Raw genomic sequence first — 9,736 nt, 5'->3', positions numbered from 1 at the left:
GATCTTCCAGGTGGCCGATTACGGCCTGGTGGCGGACTTGTTCGAAGCTATCCCTGAGTTCGAGAAGCTGGTCTGATCACCGACCGACAGGAGCAATGTGTATGAGCAATATCGATTTTTCGGCCTGGATCGGCCGTCGTCAGGAAAGCCAGGATCAGATCAGTTTCAACTTGGTCAAACGAATAGCCGCGACCTTGGACGAAGAGGTTCCCCTGCCGGGCGAACCGCTGCCGCCCTTGTGGCACTGGGCGTTCTTCCAGGAACCGGTTGTCGCCGGCGAACTGGGCCCTGACGGCCATCCGGCGCTCGGTGGTTTCTTGCCGCCGGCCCATAACCGTAATCGCATGTGGGCGGGTAGCCGACTGGAGTTTTCCCAGCCATTACTGGTAGAGGCCAAGGTGTCTTGCATCTCGACCATCACCCATGTTGAAGAAAAACACGGGCGTACCGGTTCCTTGCTGTTTGTCACCGTACGCCATGAGTATTTCCAGAACGGCCAGCGCGCCCTGCAGGACGAACAGGACATCGTTTACCGGGAACCCTCGCCGCCCAAGCTCAGCGGCACCGAAGCGCTGCCCGAAGGGCAATGGCAGGAACCGGTCGAGCCCTCCCCGACCTTGCTGTTCCGCTACTCCGCGGTCACCTTCAATGGCCACCGCATTCACTATGACTGGCCTTACGTCACAGAGACTGAAGGTTATCCGGGCCTGGTGGTGCACGGCCCGTTGATCGCTACCCTGAACTTGCGCGCTTTTACCCGAGCGCACCCGACCGCGCGCTTGAAGCGCTTCACCTTCCGTGGCGTCCGACCATTGATTTCACCACAACCTTTCGAGGTAGGTGGTCGTCTGATCGACAGCGGCAAGGCGCAAGTCTGGGCAGGCAATCAGGGCGGCACCGCACAGACCGGAGAAATCGAGTTCAGCGAGGAAGAAGCACCATGAGTACGTCGATTGTCCGCTCCGCCCTGTTTGTGCCGGCCACACGTCCAGAACGCATCCCCAAAGCCATCGCCAGCGGCGCGGACCGGGTCATTGTCGATCTGGAGGATGCCGTGCAGGAAACCCTCAAGGAACAGGCCAGAGACAACCTCGAACGATTTCTGAGCGACAACCCCGAAGTACGGATTCTGGTTCGTGTGAATGCCCCGGGGCACTGGGCACACGCCGCGGATCTGGACCTGTGCCGACGCCACGCCGGCGTAATCGGAATCTTGCTGCCCAAAGCCGAAAATGCGGCACAAGTGCTGACTGCAGGCAGAACCGGGAAGCCGATCTGGCCCATTATCGAGAGTGCCAAGGGTCTGGCTGCACTCCGGGAGATCGCCGGAACCCAGGGCATTGAGCGCCTGTCATTCGGCAGTCTCGACCTGGGCCTGGACCTGAACCTGAGCACCGGCAGCCCTGCCGCCGAAGAGTTTCTCAGCCATGCCCGCTATGCTGTATTGCTCAGCACTCGGGTCGCCGGACTCGCACCGGCACTGGACGGTGTATTTCCGTCCATCGAGGACACTGCGGGGCTGCACGGCGCCGTCCAATTTGCCCGAGACATGGGCTTCGGGGGGGCGCTGTGTATCCATCCAAGCCAAGTGACGATCATTCATCAGGCGCTAAAACCCGCACCTGATGAGTTGATCTGGGCGCAACGCATCATGGAAGCGGCCGGCTCAGGTGAAGGCGTCTTCGTGCTGGATGGGCAAATGGTCGATGCGCCGGTCATAGGTCGTGCGCAAGCCATTCTGGCGCTTGCGAGCTGATCCAATGGCGGCACCATGACTAACGAAAACTGACAGCTTCTAATCTATTGGTCCAGCGTATAGCACTCATCTGCTATTCAGAATATACCGGATGAAGGCCATCTGAAACAATCGTCCAACAGAACCCCATTACAAGCACAATAACGTGAACGACAAGTCCTATCAGCCAACCAAGATAGTGATTTTCCCAACGCGCGGGGGTATTGATAAAAAACCGGGCCATACCTGTTAGCGCAGCAGCAACAAACCCAAGCGCCAAAGTACTCCTCATTGAAAGCCTGCCAGCGTTAAATCAACATTTGCGAAGCTCGGTGTCGTCTAACGCCGAGCGGGCAAAGGCCTGGGTCAGACAAAGACCTGACGAAACAATCTGAGGTGTTCATGATGTGGATTATCCCAAGACTACTGAGTGGTGCGATTGCCGCGACTCTTATATGTCCAACGCTAATGGCCACGGAGCTCACCGGTACCCTTCAAAAAATCAAGGAGTCCGGCATCATCATCTTGGGTTACCGCTACTCATCTATTCCTTTCTCCTACATCGCTGATGCCTCGGGCACTCCTATCGGTTACTCTCAGGACATTCAGTTAAAAATCGTGGAGGCACTCAGAAAAGAGCTAAACTTACCCACCCTTAACATAAAATACAATCAAATCACCTCCCAAACCCGTATTCCACTCATGCAAAACGGCAGCGTGGACTTAGAGTGCGGTTCAACCACGAATAATGCCGAGCGCGGACAACTTCTTGACTTCTCGGTTGGCATCTTCGCAATCAGCACACGCCTTTTAACCAAGAAATACTCGCCCTATAAAGACTTCGCAGATCTGAAAATCGAAAATGTAGTGACCACGGCAGGTAGCACTTCAGAACGGTTGCTAAAAGCCATGAATGCCAAGCAGCAAATGGGCATGAATGTCATTTCAGGCAAAGATATTGGTGAATCCTATCAGATACTTGAGAGTGGACGCGCCGTGGCTTTCATGCTAGACGACGCCCAGCTTGCGGGAGAGATGGCGAAGGCAGAAAAACCAGACGATTGGACCATGACCGGTACCCCGCAATCCAATGAGATCTACGGCTGTATGATGCGCAAAGGCGAGCCTGCATTCAAGAAAGTGGTGGATGACACTATCAAAGCAATCTTTTCATCGGGCGAAATCAAATCGCTCTACGATAAGTGGTTCAATCAACCAATCCCGCCAAAGGGGTTGAATCTAAAGTTTCCAATGAGCCCAATCTTTAAAGAAATAATTACAAACCCCACTGACAAGCCCATTTCTGACTAAACGCTCCAAACCGCTACCATCAGCCTCAACGTCTTGGTATCACCGACTGACGTGCCAGGCCGCGCGACGCCCGGAAAAGACACAGTCCGCAGCGGAGAGCCCGCTCACATAAAGATTGGACGGTAGACCAATGGCCGTTCTGCCGGCGGCATACAGCCCACTGATCACCGAACCATCCTCACGCAGCACCTGGCCGGTATCTTCAGCAACCCGCAGCCCTCCCACGGACATCGCAGGACAAGGAAACATCTTGCTGCACTGTGATACATCCACCGCATAGAACGGCCCGTTTCGCAGAGCATGGCACTCCAAAGGGCTCTTGCCGAATTCATCAGGTTCAAGGCCATCCGCGCCGCGGTTATAACGCGCGACCGCCTCCTGCAGTGCCTCGCTCGGCATGTTGAGTTTGCGCGCCAGCTTTTCGAGCCCTCCCAACAGAATCGACAGCCGCTCCCTGAAACAACCCTGGACCCCAGAGAATTTCGACAAGCGCTGGGAACCTTCACCACCGGCGTCACCATCGTCACCGCAAGGGGCCCGGATGGCGCCCCCGTGGGCGTGACGGCCAACAGTTTCAACTCCGTCTCCTTGAACCCACCTTTGGTACTTTGGAGCCTGGCGCGTAAATCACAGAGCCTGGCTGCCTTTGAGAGCGCCAGCCATTGGGCGGTGCATATTCTCGCTCACGACCAGAACGATCTTTCTGGGCGCTTTGCTCGAAGCACCAGTGGTGCGGAGAAATTCGAAGATATCAAGTACGAAGATGGCCTGGGCGAAGCACCACTGCTCTCCGGGTGCACCACTCGGCTTCAGTGCCGTACCGCACATATTTATGACGGCGGCGACCACGTCATTCTGGTCGGCGAAGTACTCAGGTTTGATAAATGCGACACACCGCCGCTGGTGTTCCAAAGCGGCAACTACGCCATCGCAACCAGCACTACCCAGACGGTCATGCCTCCTGATGGCGAGGATCCACGCAATGTCAGTGAAACCAGTTCGCTGGGTTATCTACTGGCCAGCGCCTATTTACACTTCTCTGCAAAGTCGCGCGAGCACGCCAGCGAGTTGGAATTGAACGACATCGAATACCTGATACTCAACGCACTTGGGGCACGAGAGGCGCGGACCTACCACGAACTGATCACATTGGCAGCTTATACAGGCCGCTTCGTGGGACGCGAATCGATCAACGACCTGGCCGCCAGAGGCCTGATCCGTATTGATGATGAGATTGAAGAGACAACCAACCCACCAGAGCACATAGACCATTCACATATTTATCTGACACAGGAAGGCAAAGTACTGGTTACCCGGATAACCAGCCAAAGCCAGCAAGTCGAGGAGAATATGATGCGCCAGTTGGGTATCCCTGAGACGATTGCATTACGTACCCTGCTGAGCCGGTTCGTGAGAATTCACAGTCCATTGATCCCTTATCGCTGGTTCTAGGTGTTCAGTCTCGGAGGATCATGGAGCTGAACAACACTATACCTCAATGATGATCCGGCCCGCCGATGATTACGCAGCACGTTGATTAAGTGCGCGTCAGAATGGGTCACCATTGAGAGAAGAATAAATTTCTTGATCCTCTGTATTTCACCTAACAGCGCCACTGAACCGCATGTGGAGCATCGTGTTACCCTTTGACGAATCAACATATCAAATTGATCGGATTTCCGTCATAGAACCCCATAACATTAGCAACAATGATATCGTCCAGCCTAGCCACACTGCTAGTGCTCGCCCATGCGATGTGGGGTGTAACAATGAGATTGGGATGATCAAGCCCTATCAATCGATGGCCCATGGCGGGCGGCTCTGTATCCAGAACATCGATCGATGCGCCAGCAATGAGTCCTGATGTTAATGCATTTTTCAGCGCTTCCAGCTCAACCAATGGACCTCGAGCTGTATTGATCAATAGAGAGGAGGACTTCATAACTTTAAATGCCTTAGCATCGAGTAAATTATGTGATGCGGTCGTTAAAGGGCAGTGGAGCGTAAGGATGTCAGCTTGACGCAAGACATCCTCGAAAGCCGTATAACCTTTCCGTATGGTGTGAGCCTCTCGATGCTCGGCGAACAGAACTTTCATTCCCAGCGCACTGGCCAGCTCTGCTACAGACTGACCGATAGCCCCGCGGCCAACGATACCGAGAATTGCACCACGGACGTCCCGAATGGCTCCACCATGTACACAAAAATGTTGAGAGGAATGCCACTCTGTTTGGGCGAGGCGCTGGTATTCGAAGAAACGGCGTCTAAGCATAAAAATCGAAGTCATCACGTGCTCTGCCACACTTAACGAAGAGTATCCAGGCGCATTGCTCACCTTCACTCCTCGCGCCTGACAGGCCGCAATGTCAACGCAATCATAACCCGATGCCGCCACGCATACATACTTCAATTTCGGCAGTTGTTCTAAAATTGATGCCGTGAGATTGACCTTGTTCGTGATCGCAATCTCAACATCCAGAAGCGCCGACACAACCTCGAACGGCTTTGTGCTGGATCTTAATACCCATTGAATTGGCCCCTCGCGCTCAAACGAAAGGGGCATAGTATCGCTATCGAGAAATACAGCCTTCATGTCAACCTCTTTCCTGACAACTGCGCGGACCCATGCTGTTGGTCCAGACGATGTTAGTGATCATGAGTGAACGCTCGGGACCATCCAACTCAACACCGGGGTGGATTGAAAGAAAACCAGAACGCTCATGATCATGATCATCAGCAGGGTCCAACCAATGACCTTGCGAAACAGCACCCCCTCCTTCCCTGATATCCCCACAGCTACAGCAGCAATAGTCAAGTTCTGAGGTGAAATAGCCTTGCCCACCACGCCACCAGAGGAATTCGCGGCGGCAAGCAGCACATCTGACAGGCCGGTGTGATGGGCGGTTGTGATCTGCAACACCCCAAACAATGCATTGGCGGAGGTGTCAGATCCCGTCAAGCTAGTAGCAATCCATCCCAGGATTGGTGAAATAAATGCAAATGCGGGACCCGTTTGAGCAGCCCAAATACCCAGCGTTACTATCTGACCGGACAGATTCATCACATAGGCAACACCGACAACAGAGCAAACAGTGAATATCGCCCACTTCAGCTCACCAAGATTTTTCAGATAGACCTTTAAAGCTTGTTTAGCGCTTAACCCCAATACCGGAATGGTCAAACAACCAGCAAACAGTACAATTGAGCCTGCAGAAAGCAGCCACTCAAATTTCGCATTGACGACGCCAAGCGGCCTTCCTTCGGGCGTGACGACGTCCAATAGCGGCCAGTGGAAAGTACTCGTACCTAGTTCAAGTAACTCTTTCAACACTTTTATTTGACTGAGAGCCACCAGTGCAATGACGATGGCATAGGGAGCAAAAGCCCGAAAAAGTTCGATTGTCTCCCGAGCCACAACGAGTGTTCGACCAGAATATCGTCCTGACCCAGAGCTTGTGCCTTGCATAATCCCGGCGCCGCCTCCGCTATTCAAGGTTGAAGCTGATTGCAGCATTTCGAAACGCTCATTTTTCGCGGGAACAAAAATCGCGGGGCCAAAAACAGCTGAGCTTTCAGTTTCGCGGACGCGTTCCGGACTCCAGATTTTGAGGAAAGTTACGACGGCCCCAATACACAGTAATGCGGCGCTGATATCCACTAACTCGATCGGTAAGTACATTGAACCAACGGCCTGGCCGGTTGCGAAGCTAATACCTGCGACGAGCGCTAAAGGCCAAATTTCCTTCAGCCCCCGGCGTCCGTCCGCGATCACAATCAGAATCAATGGGATGAAAAGCGCGAGAATTGGTGTCTGGCGTCCAACCATCACCCCTAACTCATGGACGGGCAAGCCAGTCACTTTTGATAATACTGAGATGGGCAGACCAAGTGAGCCAAATGCAACAGGACTGGTATCCGCGATGAGGCAAATGGCCGCAGCTTGCACCGGCTTTATGCCAAGTGCAATCAGCATCACCGCACAAATGGCAACGGGCGCGCCTCCCCCGGCCAAGGACTCAAGCAGTGCTCCGAAGCAAAAAGCAATGAGTAACGTCTGTACTCGTAAATCGGGGCTGAGCCTTGCGAGTGCCCCTCGAATGACCTTGTCGTGACCGCTTAGCTGCGTCAGGCGGAATAACCAGATTGCATTGATGCCAATCCAGATGATGGGAAAGAAGCCCGTTGCCGCCCCCTCCAGCGTCCCGCTCGCGATTTGAACTGCTGGCATTTCGTAGACCCAGAACGCAATTCCGATCGCAGCAATCAAGGCAGACAACGCCGCCCAGCGAGCGGACACCTTGAGGAGCCCTAGTAAGACAAAGAGAACAAAGAGTGGGATCACTGCGCTTAATGCTGAGAGGCCTAAAGACCCCGTAATGGGCGTGAAGTTCTGTGTGTACATTTTTCACCTACCGGTTCTGAAGAACACTTTTTATTGATTAATCAACATTAGCCAGATCAGCCCAAGCTTGGGAAATACTAGTTTCCATGATGGGGTGCAGGTTCTGCCTATAACCAGCCACATAGGCCAAACCTTGAAGGGGTATCTAAAAAAACTACTTGTGAAGGGCGGCCAGCCTACATAACTTTAATGCATACCACGCTGCATCCTTAGGAATTCGCAGATATGAAATATGATAAAAATAACGTCGGACCGTTGAACGATATCAGGGTGCTAGACCTCTCTCGACTGGTGGCGGGCAACATGCTCAGCGTGTACCTCGCTGACTTTGGTGCCGACGTCATTAAAATTGAGCGGGCGAATACCGGTGATGATTTGCGAGAGTGGAAAGAAAAAGGAATCGATGTTTATTGGAAAATCTATGGTCGCAATAAACGATCACTGGCACTTGATCTGCGATCCTTTGAAGGCATGGACGTGGTGCTGAAGCTAGTTAAGACGAGTGATGTTTTCATCGAAAATTTCGTGCCCGGGACGCTGGAAAAAATGGGGTTGGCGCCGGAAACCCTGCTCGAAATCAATCCCAAGCTGATCATCGTTCGAATCTCCGGATGGGGACAGACCGGTCCTTACAAAGAAAAACCCGGCTTCGGCACGCTGATTGAGGCAATGTCCGGATTCGCGGCCTTAAATGGATTCGCCGACAAGCCCCCCTCACTTCCCCCCCTTGCGCTTGCGGACATGATTGCGGGGGTTTACGGGGCCGCAGGGGTACTCACAGCCCTGCATCAAGTGAATCGTTCGAAGAAAGGTCAAGTCATCGACCTGTCGCTTTTTGAGCCCATCTTCTCGGTTATTTCCTCGGAAGCCGCGAAAATCCAACTAACAGGTATACCTACCGAACGCACCGGAAATCAAGCAAGTCATGCCGCACCCAGAAATATATATATGTGCAGCGACGGCAAATATGTGGCCCTTTCGGGCTCCATGCAGTCGATGGCCATGAAAATCTTCGACACTATTGGCAAGCCCGAACTGAAACGTGACGAGCGCTTCATTGACAACAACGCCAGGGTCAAAAACCGCGAACAGCTCGATGCAATCATCGGCCGATTCATGATGCAGCACACACGGGATCAGGCACTGGAGATCTTTGAGCAGGCAGCAGTGACCGTCGGCCCGGTTTGCACGGTAGCCGATCTGATTGATCACCCTTACACAATGGGCCGTCAGACGATCGTACATTTGCCTGATGAAGACATGAATACAATCCCGATGCATAACATTGTTCCTCGACTTGTGGGAACGCCTGGCGGCTTCAGACGCCCAGCCCCCAAGGTCGGGGAGCACAACGAAGAAATCCTCCGTGAACTCGGCCACTACCCAGCCAATAAGAGTTAAAGCCATGATCCGTTCATTTTTATTCGCACCTGCTGATAACGCCAAAATTATCGAGAGCGCACTTGGTCGCCCTACCGATGTGATCATCCTGGACCTGGAAGATGGTGTTCATGAGAGTCGGAAGTCAGCTGCCCGCCATTCGATTAACGATAACCTTCAACGGATCAAAGCTTCCAAAAAGCTGGCAGCTGTCCGGGTGAATGGACCTCTTAACACCGCTGTCTGCGATCTGAGAGCAGTGATCGGAGAAAACCTGGACATCATTCTGCTGCCCAAAGTCGAGCACTATCGTGATGTCCAGCTCATCAGCCAATTGGTTGGCGACCTTGAAAGAGAAAAGCAGCTTGCTCCGGGCCGGATTCGATTCCTTCTTCAGATTGAATCGTCGATTGCGCTACCCGCACTTCATCAGATCGCCGCTGCCGACCCGCGCATTATGGGAATGATGCTGGGAAGCGAAGACTTTTCCCTTGATTGCGGTGGAAAACCTATCCCATCACTACTGATGGGGCCGAGCATGATGGTACTTTTCGCCTGTCGCGCCGCCGGCATACAGCCCATTGGTTTCATCGGTTCAATCGCGGACCTTGGGGACAGTACCGGCTTCAAGGCAAAACTGGATGAGGCCAAATCTCTGGGGTTTCGTGGAGCGGTAGTCGTACATCCTAAATACCTGGACGCAATTAACGAATGTTATACTCCAAACAGCGCTGCGCTAGCTGAGGCTACCACCATTGTCGATGCATTCCATGAAGCAGACCGCAAAGGGCTGGGCGCTATCAAGGTCGGTGATCTAATGATCGACAAGCCTGTTTACCTGCGTGCAAAGCGCCTGCTTGACGAGTCATCAAATACTCGCTGACACCTCATCACGAACTGGAAGGACT

General features: G+C 53.3%; 9 protein-coding genes and 1 pseudogene. 7 read left to right on the top strand and 3 right to left on the bottom strand.

What is annotated here, in order from left to right:
* From AC07T0_RS23950 to AC07T0_RS23935, 4 genes and pseudogenes are all read left to right on the top strand, one after another.
* Positions 1 to 76 (top strand): annotated as a pseudogene (locus AC07T0_RS23950) (electron transfer flavoprotein subunit alpha/FixB family protein); the annotation flags it as partial.
* Positions 77 to 101: 25 nt separating this feature from the next.
* Positions 102 to 944 (top strand): HTD2 family dehydratase, encoded by an 843-nt coding sequence (locus AC07T0_RS23945; protein WP_495003504.1) that lies wholly within the window; start codon positions 102 to 104, stop codon positions 942 to 944.
* Positions 941 to 1,756, top strand: a complete 816-nt coding sequence (locus tag AC07T0_RS23940; RefSeq protein WP_495003503.1) for an HpcH/HpaI aldolase/citrate lyase family protein — start codon at positions 941 to 943, stop codon at positions 1,754 to 1,756. The genes AC07T0_RS23945 and AC07T0_RS23940 overlap by 4 nt, the downstream gene beginning before the upstream one ends.
* A gap of 384 nt (positions 1,757 to 2,140) precedes the next feature.
* The gene (locus AC07T0_RS23935; protein ID WP_495003511.1) at positions 2,141 to 3,046 is read left to right on the top strand and encodes a transporter substrate-binding domain-containing protein; all 906 of its coding nucleotides are present in this window, start codon (positions 2,141 to 2,143) and stop codon (positions 3,044 to 3,046) included.
* A 39-nt stretch (positions 3,047 to 3,085) separates the two neighbouring features.
* On the opposite strand, the gene AC07T0_RS23930 is transcribed toward AC07T0_RS23935, so the two are convergent.
* The gene (locus AC07T0_RS23930) at positions 3,086 to 3,535 is read right to left on the bottom strand and encodes an FAD-binding protein (RefSeq protein WP_495003502.1); all 450 of its coding nucleotides are present in this window, start codon (positions 3,533 to 3,535) and stop codon (positions 3,086 to 3,088) included.
* On the opposite strand from AC07T0_RS23930, the gene AC07T0_RS23925 reads away from it, so the two are divergent.
* Positions 3,425 to 4,498, top strand: coding sequence for a flavin reductase (locus AC07T0_RS23925; protein ID WP_495003510.1), 1,074 nt, complete (start codon positions 3,425 to 3,427; stop codon positions 4,496 to 4,498). The two genes, AC07T0_RS23930 and AC07T0_RS23925, sit on opposite strands and share 111 nt — an antisense overlap.
* A gap of 202 nt (positions 4,499 to 4,700) precedes the next feature.
* Here the strand turns inward: AC07T0_RS23925 and AC07T0_RS23920 are convergent, their stop codons facing one another.
* Together AC07T0_RS23920 and AC07T0_RS23915 are read right to left on the bottom strand one after the other, a co-directional pair.
* Complete coding sequence (locus AC07T0_RS23920) at positions 4,701 to 5,639, bottom strand: D-2-hydroxyacid dehydrogenase (RefSeq protein ID WP_495003501.1); 939 nt, start codon at positions 5,637 to 5,639, stop codon at positions 4,701 to 4,703.
* 60 nt (positions 5,640 to 5,699) lie between these two features.
* A complete protein-coding gene (locus AC07T0_RS23915) occupies positions 5,700 to 7,448 on the bottom strand; it encodes an L-lactate permease (protein WP_495003500.1) in 1,749 nt (582 codons plus the stop codon).
* A gap of 225 nt (positions 7,449 to 7,673) precedes the next feature.
* On the opposite strand from AC07T0_RS23915, the gene AC07T0_RS23910 reads away from it, so the two are divergent.
* Together AC07T0_RS23910 and AC07T0_RS23905 are read left to right on the top strand one after the other, a co-directional pair.
* The gene (locus tag AC07T0_RS23910) at positions 7,674 to 8,849 is read left to right on the top strand and encodes a CaiB/BaiF CoA transferase family protein (RefSeq protein ID WP_495003499.1); all 1,176 of its coding nucleotides are present in this window, start codon (positions 7,674 to 7,676) and stop codon (positions 8,847 to 8,849) included.
* Between the two features lie 4 nt (positions 8,850 to 8,853).
* Positions 8,854 to 9,711 carry an HpcH/HpaI aldolase/citrate lyase family protein gene (locus AC07T0_RS23905; RefSeq protein ID WP_495003498.1) on the top strand — a complete coding sequence of 286 codons (858 nt, stop codon included), beginning with the start codon at positions 8,854 to 8,856 and terminating at the stop codon, positions 9,709 to 9,711.
* The last annotated feature ends 25 nt before the right edge of the window (positions 9,712 to 9,736 follow it).

This window comes from Pseudomonas sp. GW821-FHT04D07, assembly GCF_059420225.1.
This window is presented reverse-complemented; position numbering and strand designations above follow the sequence as displayed.

Coding starts and splice junctions, on each gene's coding strand:
- AC07T0_RS23920 (WP_495003501.1), bottom strand. CDS start 5,639: ATGAAGGCTGTATTTCTCGATAGCGATACTATGCCCCTTTCGTTTGAG.
- AC07T0_RS23945 (WP_495003504.1), top strand. CDS start 102: ATGAGCAATATCGATTTTTCGGCCTGGATCGGCCGTCGTCAGGAAAGC.
- AC07T0_RS23910 (WP_495003499.1), top strand. CDS start 7,674: ATGAAATATGATAAAAATAACGTCGGACCGTTGAACGATATCAGGGTG.
- AC07T0_RS23940 (WP_495003503.1), top strand. CDS start 941: ATGAGTACGTCGATTGTCCGCTCCGCCCTGTTTGTGCCGGCCACACGT.
- AC07T0_RS23915 (WP_495003500.1), bottom strand. CDS start 7,448: ATGTACACACAGAACTTCACGCCCATTACGGGGTCTTTAGGCCTCTCA.
- AC07T0_RS23905 (WP_495003498.1), top strand. CDS start 8,854: ATGATCCGTTCATTTTTATTCGCACCTGCTGATAACGCCAAAATTATC.
- AC07T0_RS23935 (WP_495003511.1), top strand. CDS start 2,141: ATGTGGATTATCCCAAGACTACTGAGTGGTGCGATTGCCGCGACTCTT.